13 protein-coding genes and 3 pseudogenes are annotated in these 18,865 nt (G+C 60.5%); 12 read left to right on the top strand and 4 right to left on the bottom strand.

The window, feature by feature from the left end; genetic code table 11:
- Nucleotides 1-135 precede the first annotated feature (135 nt).
- The 8 genes and pseudogenes from P0D84_RS08595 to P0D84_RS08630 all read left to right on the top strand — a co-directional run bounded on the left by P0D84_RS08595 (nucleotide 136) and on the right by P0D84_RS08630 (nucleotide 12,645).
- The gene (locus P0D84_RS08595) at nucleotides 136-1,098 is read left to right on the top strand and encodes a sugar ABC transporter substrate-binding protein (protein WP_408334851.1); all 963 of its coding nucleotides are present in this window, start codon (nucleotides 136-138) and stop codon (nucleotides 1,096-1,098) included.
- A 604-nt stretch (nucleotides 1,099-1,702) separates the two neighbouring features.
- A pseudogene (locus P0D84_RS08600) lies at nucleotides 1,703-1,828 on the top strand (ABC transporter permease); the annotation flags it as partial.
- A gap of 109 nt (nucleotides 1,829-1,937) precedes the next feature.
- Entirely contained in the window at nucleotides 1,938-2,978 is a 1,041-nt protein-coding gene (locus P0D84_RS08605; protein WP_408334854.1) for a LacI family DNA-binding transcriptional regulator, read from the top strand.
- 447 nt (nucleotides 2,979-3,425) lie between these two features.
- Nucleotides 3,426-5,231, top strand: a complete 1,806-nt coding sequence (locus tag P0D84_RS08610; protein ID WP_408334857.1) for a methyl-accepting chemotaxis protein — start codon at nucleotides 3,426-3,428, stop codon at nucleotides 5,229-5,231.
- Between the two features lie 606 nt (nucleotides 5,232-5,837).
- Entirely contained in the window at nucleotides 5,838-6,599 is a 762-nt protein-coding gene (locus P0D84_RS08615) for a 2-keto-4-pentenoate hydratase (protein WP_408334860.1), read from the top strand.
- A gap of 913 nt (nucleotides 6,600-7,512) precedes the next feature.
- The gene (locus P0D84_RS08620; protein WP_408334863.1) at nucleotides 7,513-9,435 is read left to right on the top strand and encodes a PrkA family serine protein kinase; all 1,923 of its coding nucleotides are present in this window, start codon (nucleotides 7,513-7,515) and stop codon (nucleotides 9,433-9,435) included.
- A gap of 226 nt (nucleotides 9,436-9,661) precedes the next feature.
- The gene (locus P0D84_RS08625) at nucleotides 9,662-10,933 is read left to right on the top strand and encodes a YeaH/YhbH family protein (protein WP_408334866.1); all 1,272 of its coding nucleotides are present in this window, start codon (nucleotides 9,662-9,664) and stop codon (nucleotides 10,931-10,933) included.
- Nucleotides 10,934-11,121: 188 nt separating this feature from the next.
- Nucleotides 11,122-12,645 (top strand): SpoVR family protein, encoded by a 1,524-nt coding sequence (locus tag P0D84_RS08630; protein ID WP_408339732.1) that lies wholly within the window; start codon nucleotides 11,122-11,124, stop codon nucleotides 12,643-12,645.
- On the opposite strand, the gene P0D84_RS08635 is transcribed toward P0D84_RS08630, so the two are convergent.
- Nucleotides 12,642-12,950 carry a hypothetical protein gene (locus P0D84_RS08635; RefSeq protein WP_408334869.1) on the bottom strand — a complete coding sequence of 103 codons (309 nt, stop codon included), beginning with the start codon at nucleotides 12,948-12,950 and terminating at the stop codon, nucleotides 12,642-12,644. The genes P0D84_RS08630 and P0D84_RS08635 overlap by 4 nt on opposite strands.
- A gap of 488 nt (nucleotides 12,951-13,438) precedes the next feature.
- Between P0D84_RS08635 and P0D84_RS08640 the strand changes: the two genes are divergently transcribed.
- Both P0D84_RS08640 and P0D84_RS08645 read left to right on the top strand, forming a co-directional pair.
- On the top strand, nucleotides 13,439-13,672 hold the full coding sequence (locus P0D84_RS08640; RefSeq protein ID WP_408334872.1) for a hypothetical protein: 234 nt from the start codon (nucleotides 13,439-13,441) through the stop codon (nucleotides 13,670-13,672).
- Between the two features lie 200 nt (nucleotides 13,673-13,872).
- On the top strand, nucleotides 13,873-15,186 hold the full coding sequence (locus P0D84_RS08645) for an MFS family transporter (protein WP_408334874.1): 1,314 nt from the start codon (nucleotides 13,873-13,875) through the stop codon (nucleotides 15,184-15,186).
- A gap of 136 nt (nucleotides 15,187-15,322) precedes the next feature.
- Here the strand turns inward: P0D84_RS08645 and P0D84_RS08650 are convergent, their stop codons facing one another.
- Nucleotides 15,323-15,544, bottom strand: a complete 222-nt coding sequence (locus P0D84_RS08650) for a hypothetical protein (protein ID WP_408334877.1) — start codon at nucleotides 15,542-15,544, stop codon at nucleotides 15,323-15,325.
- Between the two features lie 221 nt (nucleotides 15,545-15,765).
- Between P0D84_RS08650 and P0D84_RS08655 the strand changes: the two are divergent.
- Nucleotides 15,766-15,972 (top strand): annotated as a pseudogene (locus P0D84_RS08655) (amino acid ABC transporter substrate-binding protein); the annotation flags it as partial.
- A 51-nt stretch (nucleotides 15,973-16,023) separates the two neighbouring features.
- Here P0D84_RS08655 and P0D84_RS08660 read toward each other — a convergent pair.
- Both P0D84_RS08660 and P0D84_RS08665 read right to left on the bottom strand, forming a co-directional pair.
- Entirely contained in the window at nucleotides 16,024-17,109 is a 1,086-nt protein-coding gene (locus P0D84_RS08660; RefSeq protein ID WP_408334879.1) for a glycosyltransferase family 2 protein, read from the bottom strand.
- Nucleotides 17,110-17,315: 206 nt separating this feature from the next.
- A complete protein-coding gene (locus P0D84_RS08665) occupies nucleotides 17,316-17,504 on the bottom strand; it encodes a hypothetical protein (protein WP_408334882.1) in 189 nt (62 codons plus the stop codon).
- A gap of 592 nt (nucleotides 17,505-18,096) precedes the next feature.
- Between P0D84_RS08665 and P0D84_RS08670 the strand changes: the two are divergent.
- A pseudogene (locus tag P0D84_RS08670) lies at nucleotides 18,097-18,861 on the top strand (ABC transporter substrate-binding protein); the annotation flags it as partial.
- Nucleotides 18,862-18,865 lie beyond the last annotated feature (4 nt).

Consider the following 18,865-nt stretch of genomic DNA (forward strand, 5'->3'; position numbering starts at 1 on the left):
TCTGCGCACCGGTGCATCGCAACACCGCGAATCGTTGACAGTCTGAACTCAGCATGCTGAGAATAGCCGTCGCAAACGTTTGCTCACCACTAAAAATACGGCTCGAGCGCGAGCCGGATAAACCTGGAGATATCCATGAGCGATCGCCTTCGCCGCCGCATGCTGGCGGCCGCAGTTCTCGTCACCGCCACTGCCGCTTTGCCGTTTTCCTCCGCTTATGCGCAAACCGCGCCCGCCCATAGGCCGAAGGTCGCGCTGGTGATGAAGTCGCTCGCGAACGAGTTCTTCCTGACCATGGAAAACGGCGCCAAGGATTACCAGAAGCACAACCCCTCCCAGTTCGACCTGATCACCAACGGCATCAAGGACGAGACCGATACCGCGAACCAGATCCGCATCGTCGAACAGATGATCGTCTCGAAGGTCGATGCGATCGTGCTGGCCCCGGCCGACTCAAAGGCGCTGGTACCGGTTGTCAAGAAGGCCGTCGACGCGGGCATCATCGTCGTGAATATCGACAACCGGCTCGACCCGGACGTGCTCAAGTCCAAAGACCTGAATGTGCCGTTCGTCGGCCCGGATAACCGCAAGGGCGCACAGAAGGTCGGCGACTACCTGGCCAAAAAGCTGAAGTCGGGCGATGAAGTCGGCATTATCGAAGGCGTGTCGACCACCACCAACGCGCAACAACGCACCGCGGGCTTCAAAGACGCCATGCAGGCCGTCGGCGCCAAGGTCGTCTCGGTGCAATCGGGCGACTGGGAAATCGACAAAGGCAATGCAGTGGCGTCGGCCATGCTCAACGAGTATCCGAACCTGAAGGCGCTGCTGGCCGGCAACGACAATATGGCGATCGGCGCGGTCTCGGCCGTGCGCGCGGCGGGCAAGCAGGGCAAGGTGCTGGTGGTCGGCTACGACAACATCAACGCGATCAGGCCGATGCTCAAGGATGGCCGCGTGCTCGCCACCGCCGATCAGTACGCCGCCAAGCAGGCCGTGTTCGGCATCGACACCGCGCTGAAGGCGATCAGCGAGCACAAGAAGCAGTCGCAGTTGTCCGGCGTGGTGGAAACGCCGTGCGATCTGGTGACCAGGTAAGCGTCTGGCAGCAAGTACCGATTACGCACTATAAGAAGCATCGCAACACGCCCAGGCACGCGGATTCGCGTCGCGCCGCGGTAGTCGAATAGATGGCGAAAAACACGCGGATTTGCGTTAATTCAATAAACGCTAAAGAAACCTTCCGCGCCGCCGTTAATTCCAGAGGTGAGCGTCATGACGGCGGCTGCGCGGCGGGGGGGGCGTAGTCGAAAGCTCCTGCGCATTCCGCGCATTGGGCCGCGGTACGACAAGGGGCTGTCGTTGGCTGCTGGTCGCGGTTTGCGCCGGCTGCCACAGCCGCGAAGCGCTGCTGCATGCCCCCGACGCCAATGAAGCAGGGCGTCTGTCATGACCGATCAATCGGCGCGTGGAGGATCGAGTGGATCAAGTGGGAAGCCAGACGCGGTGAATGTGGCCAGCGTAACGCCGCTCGCCAACCTGTCCGCACCGCTGGCAAGCGGCAAGCCGGCCGGCACGCGGCTCGGCTTTTCGAACTACCTGGGCGTTGCCGGTGCGTTGCCGGCGATGATCGCGCTCGATTTCCTGTCGAATCCGATCGCGCTCGGCATCTCGCCGGCGTTCCTGATCGCGGTGGCGGTGATCGGTGCACGCGGCCGGCCTTGCGCAGATCGGCGCGAACGAGCCGACCAGGCGGATAATGACCGGCACGGTGATCGTGGTGGCGGTGGTGCTGGATACCTATCACAGCCATCGTAAGGGCGCGTAATGGCGAGGGCGGTTGTCATTCATGGATTTGGTCTGTCTTCGATGAAGATGTCCGGTGGGTCGCCAGATGGCGTGGCTGGCGGGAACAACAGGCAGGAGAGCAACAGGTTATGGCGACGATCAAGGATGTAGCGGCCGCGGCGGGCGTGTCGTTCACGACGGTATCGCACGTGGTGAACAACTCACGGCCGGTATCGGCCGACGTGCGCGCGAAGGTCGAACACGCGATTCGTCAGCTTCACTATGTACCGTCGGCGGTGGCCCGCTCGCTCAAGGCGCGGGCGACTGCGACGATCGGACTGGTGTTGCCGAACAGCACGAACCCGTATTTCGCGGAAATGGCGCGCGGTATCGAGGATGGTTGCTCGCGCAACGGCTACTGCCTGTTCTTCTGCAATTCCGACGACGATCCGGTCAAGCAGCGTAACTATTTGCGCGTGCTGCAGGAAAAGCGTATCGACGGACTGATCGTCGCCTCCGCAGGCGACGACGCAGTGCTGGCGCAGACCCTTGCGGATGCGCACGAGCCGCTGGTCGTCCTGGACCGCAATATTGAAGGCTTGAACGCCGATCTGGTGCAGATCGACCATGAGAAGGGCGGTTATCTCGCGACGCGTCATCTGCTCGAACTGGGGCACGTGCGGATCGGCTGCATCACCGGGCCGGTGAACACGGCGGTCAGCGCCATGCGGGTGCACGGCTTTATCCGCGCGATGACCGAGCGCGGCATCGAGATTCCAGCCAACGCGATTGTCGAGAGTGATTTTTCGGGGACGGGCGGCCATCGCGCGGCCGGGCAGTTGTTCGACACGCTGAAGCCGTCGGCGATATTCGCCGGCAACGACATGATGGGCATCGGCGCGCTGCGCGCTGCGGCCGAGCGCAATATCAGCGTGCCGCGCGATTGCTCGATCATCGGTTTCGACGATATCGAACTGGGTCGCTTCACCTATCCGTCGCTCTCGACGGTGGGTCAGTCGGTCCGCGCGCTCGGGGATATGGCCGCGCAGACGTTGATCGAACGTATCGCCGGGTCTTCGTCAGGCAGCCAGCGCGCGCCAGGCCGGCGGCGTGTCGTGTCACCGCGCCTGATCGTGCGCGAATCCACCGCGACATGGGCCGGCGTCACCAGGCGCGATCTGGCCGCCTGATATCGGGCACCGGGTTACTGGCGCGAGGCCTCAAAGGCTTCGCGTCCGGTCTTTCGCATAGTCTGGCCTTGGCTCTCAGCTTGAGCGTGCGCCAAAATTGGGCGCAAGCGCTTTGCGCCTGTCGTCAAGCCAGTCATTGCCTTCGTGCAACTCAGCCGCTTCACCCAGCCCCTCGCACGTCCGGTCAGCCGCCCGAGCCGCCTGACATCAATTTCCTGAATGCCCGAGTTCCGCGCGGCCTCCTGGGTGCTGCCTGTCAGTATTCTGGAATTCTTTCCAATTGCTTTCAGTGCCTTTCTTCATACCATACAAAGCCTTCAAGTATGCGGATGAAATGCCGTAAACGTGGCTATCAGAGCGCCGTATCAATCAGCGCCATCCACGCAGACGCCACTCGCTAGCCGCGCTGCGCACGCAGCCTCTTATTTGCTAAGCACAGGAACAAGCATGTTGAACAAAGGCATCACGATCAAGGCGCGGATTGGCCTCACGATGGCTTTTCTCGCCGCGCTGCTGGTCGCCATTGGCGTTTTCGGTTTGTTCAGCATGAGCCGCTCGAACGCCGCGCACGAGGACACTTTCACTAACGCCATGCCAGGCGCGGTCAATATCGGCAACGCCGAACTCTTTGCCGCGCGCGAACGGCTGGCGCTCGACCGGGCGGCGTTCATGGCCGGCACGCCGGAGGTAGCGCCGACGATCGAGCGCGCGCATTCGATGCGCGTCACGTCCGAGACGTGGTGGAAAAAGTACATGGACCTGCCGCGCGGCGCCGAGGAAGATCGTCTCGCCCAGGACGTGGTGGCCAAACGCGGCGCGCTGCATCAGCAATTGGACGCGTTTGCCGCGACCATCACGGCAAACGACCCGAGCAACCTCGTCGAGGGCGCCAAGCGCGTGCAGGCGGCGTACAACGAACTCTCCATCTCCGATGAAGCGCTGCGCCAGTTCCAGTTCACCTCGGCCAAGGAAGGTTTCGACGCCGCGCAAAGCAGCTCTGAAGTGTTCCGCATGGTGAGCGCCGGTGCCCTGCTGGTCGGCGTGCTCGCCGCGGTGCTGTCCTACCTGACGCTTAGCCGCGCGATTGGACGTCCGCTCGACGAAGCCCTCGGTCATTTTGCCGCGATCGCCGCAGGCGATCTGCATCGCCCGGTGGCGGTCACCTCGCGCGACGAAATGGGGCAGTTGCTCGACGGCATCGCCAAAATGCAGCGCAGTCTCACCGAAACGGTGCGCACGGTGCGCAGCGGCAGTGAATCGATCGCGACCGCCACGCGCCAGATCGCGGCCGGCAATATCGACCTGTCCTCGCGCACGGAAGAGCAGGCTTCGGCCTTGCAGGAAACCGCGTCGAGCATGGAACAGCTGACCGGCACGGTCAAGCAGAACGCCGACAACGCCCGCCAGGCGAGCTCGTTGGCCGCCAATGCGTCCGAGATTGCCAACCGGGGTAGCGCGGTGGTCGGCCAGGTGGTCGGCACGATGGGCGACATCAATCAGAGCTCGGCGAAGATCGCCGACATCATCTCGATCATCGAAGGGATTGCGTTCCAGACCAACATCCTGGCCCTGAATGCGGCCGTGGAGGCGGCGCGAGCCGGCGAAGAAGGGCGCGGTTTCGCGGTGGTGGCAGGCGAAGTGCGCAGCCTCGCGCAGCGGTCGTCGGCGGCGGCCAAGGAAATCAAGGAGTTGATCGACACCTCGGTGGAGCGCGTGCAGTCCGGTTCGGCGCTGGTCGATGAAGCCGGCCGCACCATGACCGAGATCATCGGCGCGGTGCAGCGCGTGACTGACATCATGGGCGAGATCGCGGCGGCCTCGGAAGAGCAAAGCAGCGGCATCGACCAGGTGGCGCGCGCGGTCACGCAGATGGACGAGGTGACGCAACAGAATGCCGCGCTGGTCGAAGAAGCGGCCGCCGCAGCCTCGTCGCTCGAAGATCAGGCCGGCAAGCTGCGTGCCGCAGTCGCGGTGTTCCAGCTCGACGAAAGCGGCTACAAGGCGCCGGTGAGCGCGGCGCCGAAGCGCGTGGCCGCGCCGGGCCGTCCGCTGGCGGCACGTAAAGTGTCTCAACCCGCTTTGCAGACTGCTTCGCAAGCCGTGTCGCAAGCTGCTTCACCACCGCGTGCGCAGGCCGCCGCGGCAACCAGGGCACCGGCCGCACACCCAGCGCCGGCTACCGCTGCGCCAGCGAGGACGCCTGCCAAGGCGGTGGCGAGCGCCGGCAGCGATCAGGATTGGGAGACTTTCTGATCGGCAACCTATGGGAAGCGCGGCACGGCAGAATGCGGCAATGCGTGCGGGCGTGCTGCGTCGCCCCCGCGTTCTGAACGCGCGGAAGTGCAGGTCCGTCCGCGCTTGTACTGCACGGAGGTGCTGCGTCTGCCCGCGCTTCTAACGCGTCGGACGTGCTGCGCTAACCCGCGCTTCTAACGCACCGGACGTGCTGCGCTACCCGCGCTTCGAATGCGCGGACGCATGCCATCATTGCCCCTCTTTGAACGCGACGCCGAATCCTAGCAGCGGTCATGCACCCGCCACGCCGTCGCAACATTCGTTCCCGATGAAGCATTGGCCGTAATCACGCTTGCGCGGATCGCCCGCATGACGACAAAGACCGCGATTGCGCATGCAATCGCGGTCTTTTTTCATGGTCTGCGGACTAAGTAACGTTCACAAGCGCAGTCCACGCCCTGGCGAGCGTCGTGATCCGGTACATTGACGGGCGCGACTACGACCTGCATCGGCCGCTCGCCCCGCTTCAGGCAGTCAACGCGCGGAACGTGAGCCCGCCATCTTCAACCGCTGCAACTCAGTGCGGCAACCTGCCGCTCAACGCGCCAGCCATAAAGGACCGACATGACGCCATACGACCTCGCGAACCGCCTCGTCGAAGCTCGCCGGCAGCATCGCCTGATCGATGCGCCCCCACCCGACAGCCTGCCGCCCGACGCGGCAACCGCCTATGCGATCCAGCAGGCAGTCATCGCGGGCCTTGGCGACTCGACGGGTGGGTGGAAGATCGGCGCCAGGGCGCCGGGCGGGGCTGCGGCTGGCGCGCCGATTCCGGCTTCGCTGGTGGTGCCGTCGCCCGCGCGGGTCGCCCATTCGGGCTTCTTCCGGGTATTGGTCGAACTGGAGATCGCCTTTCGTTTCGGCGAGGCGATCGAGCCGCGCGGCCGCGCCTATGCGCGCGACGAGGTGCTCTCCAGGGTCGGCGTCGTGCTGCCGACCATCGAGATCGTCGATAGCCGTTTTGCCGAATGGCCCAATATTGCACCGCTCGCGCAACTGGCTGATGCGCAGAACAACGGCGCATTGGTCACCGGGCATCCGGTTGCCTATGTGGGTCTCGCACGCAGCTTCGATTTCGTATCGCCCGAACTGGAGCTGAGTTTCGACGGCACCTCGCTCGTGCCGGAAGCCACCGGTAATCCGGCCGGCGATCCGCGCGAACTGCTGGTGTGGTTTGTCAACCATTGCGCTGCCATGGGCATTACCATCGAGCCGGAATGGACGATTACCACCGGTTCATATGTCGGTGCGCACAATGTGAACAAGCCGGGCATCGTGCGCGGCCACATCGACGGTCTGGGGGACGTGGAGATTGAACTGACCTGAGCGTGTAACGCTGTGCTTTGTGACGGCGTGCTTGTAATGGTGTTTTTCTGCGGTCCTTGTAACCGGCGCTTTGTAATGCGCCGGTGTAACCGTCCTTGTAACCGTCCATTACGAAGCATCAAACAAACGGCTGCCCGCGGGCGGCCGTTTTACATTCACGGCATCCGCATGGGGCGTTTTGCCGTATACACCTATGCAGCGTCCCATTGCGCTGCCGTGATCCAATGTATAAGCGCGATAGGTGCGGCTAACCATGCTGCCGACGCGGTTAATGCAAGCGGCCAGGTGTGAGGCGCAATGCGCGGTGATCCATTGCGTTCGACGCGAAATGGCGCGGAACAAAATCGCCGGTGCGTTGACGAACCGCCTGACGATGCGCCGCGTAACAGCGCCTTAGGGTGAACTAGGCGAACGAACATGTAACACAGCGCTTGCTGTTGTAGACCAAATGGCGATGCCGCGCGTTGATAAAAAAAGTACCCGGGCACGGAAAACGCATAACGTCCGCGTTCAATGCGACAAAGTGTGCGCATGCAGACAGGCTGACCGGTATAGCAGTGAGATCGTTCGATGAACGAGACGATTCGTGTAACGGAGCATAGCGAGTTGTGCTGGGCAGTACACCAGGCAGACGGTGCCGCCGAATTGCGACGACAATGACGGCAATCACGGCAGTGGAGAGGCAGCAACGCAGGCCGGCAATCGCTACACATTCGCTGTGATGTGAGCGCAAGATTGTAGGTGAGCGGATCTGTGTTTCCAAGTGAGGAATGTTGGGAGGCGGGTACGGCGCGATTTTCGCAACGTAGTTCGTGAAAAAAAATTTAAAAGGGTTTAGGATGAATTCGAGCGATGTCGTTTCCGAATAGCGCGCCGCGCACGACATCGGTCTAGACTTCGGCGAGGAGGTAGCATGGATATCTACAGCAGTTTCGCGACCCGCTTCGAGAAAACGCGAGAAGATGAACTCTCGCTCGAGGAGTATCTCGCGCTCTGCAAAGACAATCCCGCCGCGTACGCCACGGCTGGCGAACGCATGTTAACGGCAATCGGTGAACCGGAACAGATCGACACTCGCAACGATCCGCGCATGTCGCGCATCTTCGCGAACAAGGTCATCAAGGTATACCCCGCATTCCGTGAGTTCTACGGAATGGAAGAGGTGATCGAGCAGGTGGTCGCCTACTTCCGGCACTCGGCCCAGGGGCTCGAAGAAAAGAAACAGATTCTGTATCTGTTGGGGCCGGTCGGCGGCGGTAAATCGTCGATCGCGGAACGTTTGAAGCAACTGATGGAACGCGTGCCGTTCTACTCGATCAAGGGTTCGCCCGTGAACGAGTCACCTCTAGGTCTGTTCGACTACGAAGAAGACGGTCCGATTCTCGAAGAACAATATGGCATTCCACGCCGCTACCTGAAAAGCATTCTGAGTCCGTGGGCCGTGAAACGCCTGCACGAATTCAATGGCGACATCCGCAAGTTCCGCGTGGTGCGCCGTTACCCGTCGATCCTTCGCCAGATCGGTATTGCCAAGACCGAGCCGGGCGACGAAAACAATCAGGACATTTCGTCGCTGGTCGGTAAGGTCGACATCCGCAAGCTCGAACAGTACGCACAAGATGATGCGGACGCATATAGCTACTCCGGTGGCCTGTGCCTCGCGAATCAGGGCTTGCTCGAGTTCGTGGAAATGTTCAAGGCGCCGATCAAGGTCTTGCACCCGCTCTTGACCGCAACTCAGGAAGGCAACTTCAAGGGCACGGAAGGGTTCGGCGCGATCCCGTTCGACGGCGTGATTCTGGCCCACTCGAACGAGTCGGAATGGAAGGCGTTCCGTAACAATCGCAACAACGAAGCACTGCTCGACCGGATCTTCGTCGTGAAGGTGCCGTATTGCCTGCGCTATGGCGAAGAGGTCAAGATCTACGAGAAGCTGCTGCGTAACTCGTCGCTGGCCGATGCGGTATGCGCGCCGGGTACGCTGAAGATGATGGCGCAGATGTCGGTGCTCACGCGCCTGCAGGAGCCGGAGAATTCGAGCCTCTTTTCGAAGATGCAGGTGTACGACGGCGAGAATCTCAAGGACACCGATCCGAAGGCCAAGTCGTATCAGGAGTACCGCGACTTCGCGGGCGTGGATGAAGGGATGACCGGTGTGTCGACCCGCTTCGCGTTCAAGATCATGTCGCGGGTATTCAACTTCGATTCGACGGAGGTCGCGGCGAATCCGGTGCACCTGATGTACGTGCTCGAACAGCAGATCGAGCGCGAGCAGTTCCCACCGGAGACGGAACAGAAGTACCTGTCGTTCATTAAGGACGTGCTGGCCTCGCGCTATGCCGAGTTCATCGGCAAGGAGATTCAGACTGCGTATCTGGAGTCGTATTCCGAGTACGGTCAGAATATCTTCGATCGCTACGTGACGTACGCGGACTTCTGGATTCAGGATCAGGAATTCCGCGACCACGACACCGGCGAGAGTTTCGACCGCGCGGCGCTGAACGCCGAACTGGAAAAGATCGAGAAACCCGCGGGCATCAGCAACCCGAAGGACTTCCGCAACGAGATCGTGAACTTCGTGCTGCGTGCGCGTGCGGCCAATGGAGGGAAGAATCCCGCCTGGGTCAGCTACGAGAAGCTGCGCGTCGTGATCGAAAAGAAGATGTTCTCGAACACGGAGGAACTGTTGCCGGTAATCTCGTTCAACGCCAAGGGCTCGGCGGAAGAGCAACGCAAGCACGAAGACTTCGTCAACCGCATGGTCACGAAGGGCTATACGCCGAAGCAGGTGCGCTTGTTGTGTGACTGGTATCTGCGCGTGCGTAAGTCGTCATGATACGCACTGCGTGCCGCCCGCGCGGTCCGTCCGCGCGGGCACCTTGCGAGGCGCAAGCTGCATGGACATAGCGTTTGTGTTCGCAACATGCGTCTCGCGCACCGGAAATTAGCGCAGTTGCATGGGGTCCGAGTAAGCGCTAAAGCGCTAATTCAGACCGACATGCGGTGCATGGGACCAGAGTAAGTGCTAAAGCGCTTACTCTGGTCGACACGGGAGACCGGGCGTGCTTCATCAAATCATCGACCGCAGGTTGGCTGGGAAGAACAAGAGCATTGCGAATCGCGAGCGCTTTTTGCGCCGCGTCAAAAACTACATTCGTCGCGCCGTCTCGGAAGCGGTTCGCGATCGCAGCATCAAAGATATACAGAACACCCAGAGCATCACCATCCCGCGCAAGGACATCGCGGAACCGTCGTTCCGGCATGGTCCAGGCGGCAAGCGCGAAATGGTGCATCCGGGTAATTCCGACTACATCCGCGGCGACAAGATCCAACGCCCGCAAGGCGGCGGCGGAGGCGGCGGGGGCAATCAGGCCAGCAACGAGGGCGAGGGTCAGGACGACTTCGTGTTCGAGCTGAGCCGCGAAGAATTCATGCAGTATTTCTTCGACGACCTCGAACTGCCGCGTCTCGTCAAAACCCATCTGATGGCCGTGCCCACGTGGAAGAGTATCCGCGCCGGCTGGGCGGCGGAAGGCACACCGAACAATATCGACGTGGTTCGCTCGTTGCGCAGCGCGCTCGGCCGCCGCATCGCGCTCGGTGCGCCGCTCGTCAACCAGTTGCACGAGATGGAACGGCAACTCGAGGTGATGAAGGCCGATCCCGACGACCGTCGCGAAGAGATCAAACTGCTCGAAGAGGAAATCCACCATTTGCGTGGGCGCATCTGGCGGATTCCGTTTATCGACCCGTTCGATCTGCGCTACGTGAACCGGGTGAAGCAGCCCACGCCATCGAGCCAGGCCGTGATGTTCTGTCTGATGGATGTGTCGGGTTCCATGGACGAGCAGCGCAAGGATCTGGCCAAACGCTTTTTTATCCTGCTGTATCTGTTCCTCAAGCGTAACTACGAAAAGATCGAGGTAGTGTTCATCCGCCACCATACGCGCGCCGAAGAAGTCGACGAAGACACGTTCTTCCATTCGACTGAAAGCGGTGGCACGGTCGTGTCGAGCGCGCTCGAGTTGATGCAGAAGGTGATGGACGAGCGCTATTCGCCCACTGAATGGAATATTTACGGCGCTCAGGCGTCCGACGGCGACAATTGGACCGACGATTCACCCAAGTGCCGCAAGATACTTTCGGATGACATCCTGCAGAAGGTGCGCTATTTTGCATATATCCAGGTCACGCCGGAAGAGCAGAACTTGTGGCTCGAATATGCGCAACTCGCGCTGAGCCAGCCGCATATGGCGATGAAGAAGGTCGAAACCGCGGCCGACATCTATCCGGTGTTTCGCGAGTTGTTTGAAAAGCAGGTGGCGTCTTCATGACAAAACACCTGCACAACGAAGCGCGCGGCTATCAGCCGGAGCGCGGGAAAGGCGTGCCGCAGCAGCAACAGTCGGGGCATGCCGAGGCGAAGGCGGACGATCCGGGAGCCGCCACAGCCGGAGCAGTCGACATCGCTGCAGCACGGGGACACACCGGAACGCCCACTGAGGGGCAAAGGGAAGTCCGTATGAACGTAGCCGATAGACGGCCTTTGCCGTGTCCGTCCGACTGGACCTTCGAATTGATCGAAGAGTACGACTCGCATATTGCCCGTGTTGCAGAGCAATATGAACTCGACGTGTATCCGATCCAGCTCGAACTCATTAGCGCCGAACAGATGATGGACGCTTACGCGTCCGTCGGCATGCCGGTGAACTACCGTCACTGGTCGTTCGGCAAACACTTTCTCTCCACCGAAAAAAGCTACCGTCGCGGGCAGATGGGGCTGGCGTATGAGATCGTCATCAATTCGAACCCTTGCATTGCGTATCTGATGGAAGAGAACACGATGACGATGCAGGCGCTCGTCATCGCGCACGCGGCCTATGGCCACAATTCGTTCTTTAAGGGTAACTATCTGTTCAGGCTGTGGACGGATGCGCACGCGATCATCGACTACCTTGTCTACGCGAAAAATTACATCGCGGAGTGTGAGGAGCGCTTCGGACTCGACCGGGTGGAGGAACTGCTCGACTCCTGCCACGCGTTGATGAATTACGGCGTGGACCGTTACAAACGTCCGCAGAAACTATCGCTGGAAAAGGAGTTCGCCGCGCGCCGCGAGCGTGAGGCTTATCTGCAATCGCAGGTAAACGAACTGTGGCGCACCTTGCCGACCCGGCATACGCCGTTGCCCGAGGAAATCGAGGAGCGCTATCCGCCTGAGCCGCAGGAGAATCTGCTGTATTTCGCCGAAAAGAACGCACCGCTGCTCGAACCGTGGGAGCGGGAAGTGATCCGCATCGTCCGCAAGGTCGGGCAGTATTTTTATCCGCAGCGGCAGACCCAGGTGATGAACGAAGGCTGGGCAACGTTCTGGCACTACACCTTGCTCAACACGATGTACGCCCAAGGCAAGCTGGAAGACGGCTTCATGATGGAGTTTCTCCATTCGCACAGCAATGTGGTCTACCAGCCGCCGGTCACGAAACCGTACTACAGCGGCATCAATCCGTATGCGCTCGGTTTTTCGATGATGAGCGATATACGCCGGATCTGCGAGGCGCCTACTGAAGAGGACCGCAAGTGGTTCCCGGAACTGGCCGGCAGCCCGTGGTTACCGGCGATGCACTATGCGATGCGCAATTTCAAGGACGAGAGTTTCGTCGCGCAATATCTGTCGCCGCATCTGATCCGGGAAATGCGTCTGTTCTCGGTGCTGGATGATGATATGCGCGATGCGCTGGAGGTCTCGGCGATTCATGACGACAGCGGGTATCAGTACGTGCGGCAGGCGTTGTCGCGGCAGTACGACATGCATCATCGGGAGCCGAATATTCAGGTGTGGGCGGTGAACACGCGCGGCGACCGGAGCCTGACGCTGCGGCATTTCATGAGCGATAACCGGCATCTGTCCGGTGATAGCGATGAGGTGCTCAAGCACATGGCCCGGTTGTGGCAGTTCGATGTTTATCTGGAAAGCGTTGATGAGAATGGCACGGTTAGGAAGCGGTATGAGTGTAAGTATGTGCCGCCGGCGGTGAGGGTTTAAGGTTTGGTTTTTTTCCCTGCGGGGCCGGGTTTGGGTGCTCCGTAGGGGGTGGGGTTTTTTGCGGTTTCCACAAGGTGTTGGCCTTGGGCGGTGTTTTTTTCTGTGCTTTTATTGCGGTGCGCTTTTCGTGAATTGTTTGCCTGCGGCGGTGGGTTTGGTTGTTTGCCTGCGGCGGTGGGCTTTCCTTGCACTGACTTTTTGGCCTTTCCTTGAATTGATATTGGTCTATTAGCGTTGCCCCTGTGCGGGGCGGCACTTACTTTCTTTGCCGCCGCAAAGAAAAATAAGCAAAGAAAGCGGCTCACACCGCCAGCGCATAAGCGGGGCCCTCGCGCAGTTGCGGTAGTGGTGCATCTGGAATCGGTGTTCTCGCGCACTCCGCGTGAGTGACAAGGCCGTCATACTTCCGGCGGCGCTGCGCGCGCCGAAGGGCACTTCTTAAAACCATCTGCTGTGTTTTCGCGCTCACGCTTCATTTGGCGTAGTGGTGCGGCGCGATATATACCATCTCTCCTTCCTAGCCTCCTGCATCTCTTTCGCCGTGGCATATCGCCGGGGCGAAGCCGATGGCCCCCCGCCGCGCCAAACGAAGCCACTGGTTTGCATGATGAACCCTTCCGGCGAGCACGCAGTGCTAGGCGGGAAGTATGAGTGCTTTGTCACTCACGTCGAATGTGCGAGGGCACAGATTCCAGATGCACCACTACCGCAACTGTGCGGGGGACCCGCTTATGAGCTGGCGGTGTGAGCCGCTTTCTTTGCTTATCTTTCTTTGCGGCGGCAAAGAAAGTAAGTGCCGCCCCGCACAGGGGCGACGCTAATAGACCAATATCAATTCAAGGAGAGGCCAAAGATCCAGATCAAGGAGAGGCCAAAGATCCAGATCAAGGAGAGGCCAATGACCCAGATCAAGGAGAGGCCAATGACCCAGATCAAGGAGAGGCCAAAGACCCAGATCAAGGAGAGGCCAAAGATCCAGATCAAGGAGAGGCCAAAGACCCAGATGAAGGAGAGGCCAACGCCGTAGGCAAACAAACGATCAAGACGCGCCGAGCAGGCAAAAACCCCCGATTCGCCAGCGAATCTAACAAATCCCCATCTTTCCCTTGCAATTCTGTAAAATTCGCGCACGCGCACTATGAGTGCCACCGCGGCACCTCGATGCGCCTGCTGTGAAGGCGGCGTCACGACCGCCACCTCCGTTTAAAGACAAGGAAAGACAAGAGCATGACCGACCTATCCGATCAAACCGTGGCAGCGGTTCCCGGCGCCCACGACACCCGGCGCCGCATCTTCGCGATCGTTGGTGCTTCATCGGGCAACCTCGTCGAGTGGTTCGACTTCTACGTGTACTCATTCTGCGCGCTGTACTTCGCGCCGGCCTTCTTCCCGAGCGGCAACACCACCACGCAGTTGCTCAATACCGCAGGCGTCTTCGCCGCCGGCTTCCTCATGCGTCCGATCGGCGGCTGGTTCTTCGGACGCCTCGCCGACAAGCACGGGCGCAAGACCGCGATGATGGTGTCGGTGTTCATGATGTGCGGCGGCTCGCTCGTGATCGCAGTGCTTCCCACGTATGCGCAGATCGGCGCCTTGGCGCCGGCGCTGCTGCTGGTCGCGCGCCTGTTCCAGGGCTTGTCGGTGGGCGGTGAGTACGGCACCAGCGCCACCTATATGAGTGAAGTCGCGCTCAAGGGCCGCCGCGGTTTCTTCGCGTCGTTCCAGTACGTCACGCTGATCGGCGGCCAGTTGTGCGCGCTGCTGGTGCTGGTGATCCTGCAACAAACCCTCTCTACCGAAGAACTGAAAGCGTGGGGTTGGCGCGTGCCGTTCGTGATCGGCGCATTGGCGGCGCTCGTCGCGCTGTATCTGCGCAAATCGCTCGAAGAAACCACCACGGCGGAAACACGCCAACGCAAGGAGGCCGGCACGCTGCGCGGCTTGTGGTTGCACAAGGGCGCATTTGCGACAGTGCTCGGCTTCACGGCCGGTGGGTCGCTGATTTTCTACACGTTCACCACGTACATGCAGAAGTATCTGGTCAACACGGCCGGCATGCATGCCAAGACGGCCAGTAGCGTGATGACCGCGGCGCTGTTCGTCTACATGTTGATGCAACCGGCGTTCGGCGCCTTGTCGGACCGCATCGGCCGCCGTCGTTCGATGCTGTTCTTCGGCTTCTTCGCGACCATCGGCACGGTGCCGCTGCTGCACGCCTTGAAAGACGTGACGAGCCCGTATGCGGCGTTTGGCCTCGTCGTCGTGGCGCTGGCGATCGTCAGCTTCTATACCTCGATCAGCGGTCTGATCAAGGCCGAAATGTTCCCGCCGGAAGTGCGCGCGCTCGGCGTGGGATTGTCGTATGCGGTGGCCAATGCGATCTTCGGCGGCTCGGCGGAATACGTCGCGCTGTGGCTGAAGTCGGTGGGCAACGAGTCGATGTTCTACTGGTATGTGACCGCGCTGTGCGCGATCGCCGGCATTGTGTCGTTGCGCATGCGCGATCCTTCGAAAGAAGGGTATCTGCGTCACGAGCCTTGAGCACGGGCGACACGTTCGAACGGCGCGCATGAGCGGTGGGTGAGAGCGGCGGCCAGGGGCAACCCGGCCGCCGTTTTTTATCGCCTCGGCAAGCCAGGCCATGCCAGGCACGCCAAGCCAGCTGCAAACCACACACTCAAGCCACCACGATCTCCGTTCCCAGCACATGCAGCAGATCGCGCAGCGCCTCGGCTTGCGCCATCTTCGCATCGCTGCGCAGATGAATCTGCACGGCGCGCCCCGCAATGCCTTCGACGGGATGCGCAAGCCATAATTCCACGGCAAGCCCCAATCCTTCAGGCTGATTGACGACGACCGGCTCGATCACACGCGGCTTGAAACAGGCACTGTCGGACATGGCGATTAACCTCCGGGCTGGTGACGGCTCAAGGTCCATCCTAATCAGCCGGACGCGCAAGACCAAACGACAAATACGCGTTTGCTAATAAGCCGATGCTTAGCAGAAAACACGCTTATTACAGGAGCATTTCCTGGTTTGATACGCGCCGAGCCACTGCTAATGCGGTGCCCACGCGTGGCCGTCGGTTGCACCTCGCGGTTGCAATGCAAAAATTCTCGCGAACCACGATCGTTGCGTACGACGACACGCCGTTCGCGTTTGCGGCTTCGCGCGCGGGCAACATGCAGGCGATCACGCAGGACGGTCCGAACCTGGTCGGCCTGTTCGCCAAGGTGCTGGACAAGCAGAACTACGAGATTCCGGCCTTCACGATTTCGAACGATTACATGGGCGTTGGGATCCCGAAGGGCGAGACGCGCCTCGTCTGGCTGTGGCAACGCTTCGGTGTCACTGTCGGTCCCGCGTCGACGGCGGCATCAGATCAATTCGGATCGATCGGTAACAAGGTCCGTGACGCGCTCCGTCACAGCGGCGGCCGGCTCGGCAATAACAGCAGGCGCTGCCGCGACCACCGCAGCCACCGCTCTGCGCTGCCGCATGCTCACGGCCGCCCGCGAGAGCATGAGCAGGTGGTAATAGAGCCGCATGCTGAAACCATAGTCGTAGGCGAACAGATGGGTGAGCGCGATCTTCAAGCCGAGCAGCGGCTCGCGATTCTTCGCATAGACCGAAACGACGATCGGCACGAGCCGGCGCAATGCCAACTTGCGTGACGGTTCCAGTTGCGGTGGCAGTTTCAGTGCTTGCACAAAGGCGTAAGCGCTGACGGTCGCCGCGACGGTCGTGCCGCGCGTGCTGTGCGAGATCGAGCTCGCCGTCTTGCGATAGACCGAGACGTATTCGCGGAGATAGTACACCTCGTGCGCGGCGAGACAGAGTTCAGTGCCGAACACGAAATCGCAGCACATGCCGTACTGTTTCTTGTAGCCGATCCGTTTCACGAGTTCGGCATTCGCCATCCAGCCGTTGTTGGGGAACATCTGGATCAAGCCGGTTCTGCCCGGCAACGGCTGTAAGCCTTGCGCGTCTCTCGTGCGTCGAAACGCGGTGTTCAGGCGCGTACTGGCGTCGAAGTCGACGGCACCGGTGTGATCGGCCTCGTACTGATCGGCGAATGCCACCTCGAGCCGCGGATGAAGCTTCCATAGCGACACCAGTTTTTCGATGCCGTCGGTCGTGAGAAAGTCGTCATCGTGAATCAGCAGGATCTTGTCACCGCTCGCCCGCTCGAACAGGCTTGCGACATTGCGCGCCTGGCCGAGCGACGGCCGGTTCATTGCATAGCGGATGCGCGGCTCGTTCGGATAGCGCTCGGCGATCAACTGCTGCGTACGCTCATCTTTTGAATCGTCTCCGATCACGATCTCCAGATTCCCGTAGGTCTGCGCGAGGCACGAATCGATGCACTCCACGATCAGTTCAGGCCGATTACAGGTCGGCAGGCAGATGGAAACCTTGGGAGAAGAATGGGATTCGGAGGAGGGCGTGGGGGAAGTGAACACGGCGTCTCCTTGTTCGGTTGCGGGAGCAGCTGGTTCGCTTTGCGCACACATTGCTGCATGCAGCAAAATAGTGCATTACAGGAAAAAAATAATTCGTAAAAAAGAGGAAGAAATGTTTGCTTTATGAAAGGTATTGGAAGGGGAGAATTTATGCGGCTTTGCCGCAAAAACGCAGCAAAGCCGCTTGTGGCGGGCACTCAATATTTTCAACTGACTGACGGCTCGCCCTCTCCGGGTTTCTTGCCGGGATGGTCCGCCGGCGACTGATTGCGCCCTTCGTCCTTACGCTCCGGCAGTTTGCTTTTCTCATTGTCACTGTGGGCGGCGGGCTGGGGATGTTCGATATCGGCCGGCTTGGTGGTTTTGCTTTCCTTGGTTTCTTTCGCTTCGCTCATGGCGTGCTCCTGGTTTGAGAACATCCATGACGCAGCAAGGCGCGGACCCGACGGACTATTTTCACGCTTCGGCCTGCGGCCGGCAGGCGTCAAAAGCGTACGGGTTGCACTCGCGCGGTGCCGCGCCGCTTCGCGCGAGTGCAAGATTTCGGGGCGCCTGCGCTGAGTGACGGCACATCAAAGGCTTGAATAGCCGTGTCATGGGGCGCTTTACCGCAACTGGCACAACATTCGCTTAATACGAAACCAGAGTAGAAGCGGCTAGCGAGCCGGCATGCATAGGCCGGCTATCGTGGGGCATTGCTCTTGGGGCGCATCGTGCGCCCACGTCGAAGCAATTCGGCGTTTGAACGGAACCGTCCGGTTCCGCCGACAAGGAGCGTGCGATGCAGTTGCCCCAATCATTCACACGACTGTTGTTGTGCGCCCTCGATTGCGCCTTTGGTTTCGCGAGTTTTGCTGTCTCGCTAGGCCGACCTTGTGCGTCCGTAGGTCACGGACGTCGCATACGTTGCGTGCGTAGCATGGGTCGCGTCGACGCCTCCTGTCGTTTTGCCTGTCCACCACCCCCACGTTCCCACGGAGTTCAGTCATGCGCGTTCTGCGTCATCTTTTCCGTATTGCCCGAATTGCATTTTTCGGCCGCTCACTTCGCTCCTCATTGGGTTCATCGCTTGCGCGCAAGGCCAGCGCCGTTGCATTCGCCATTGTCACGTTCGCCGCGCCGTCGGCGCACGCCGACGATCACGTGACCTTGCTGACCAGCTGGTATGCGCAAGCCGAACACGGTGGCTTCTATCAGGCCGTTGCGACGGGCATCTACAAGAAGTACGGGCTGGATGTCACGATCAGAATGGGTGGTCCGCAAGTCAACGGCATGCAACTGCTCGCTGGAGGCCAGGCGGATTTCCTGATGGGCTATGACTTCCAGGTGCTCTCCAGCGTCGAGGCCGGCATTCCCGTGACGACGGTCGCCGCGGCTTTCCAGTTCGACCCGCAAGGCATGATGACCCACGCCGACGTGACGAGTCTCGCCGGCCTGAAGAACCAGACGATCCTGGTCGCGGGCTCCGGCCGCACGACCTGGTGGCCGTGGCTCAAGGCGAAGTACGGCTACACCGAAGCGCAGGCACGTCCGTACACCTTCAATCTGCAACCGTTCTTTGCCGATCCGAACGTAGCGATGCAGGCGTATCCGTCGTCGGAAACGTTTCAGGCCGAGCAGGCCCACGCGAACGCGCGCTTCTTCCTGTTCGCCGATGACGGTTACCCACCGTACAACTCGACGATCGTGACGATGCGCGACACGATGAAGAACAAGCCGGAGACGGCCGTTGTCAAAGTAGTTGTCGCCTCGACAA

Source organism: Paraburkholderia sp. RL17-337-BIB-A (assembly GCF_046025895.1).
In the GTDB taxonomy this organism is placed as follows: domain Bacteria; phylum Pseudomonadota; class Gammaproteobacteria; order Burkholderiales; family Burkholderiaceae; genus Paraburkholderia; species Paraburkholderia fungorum_C.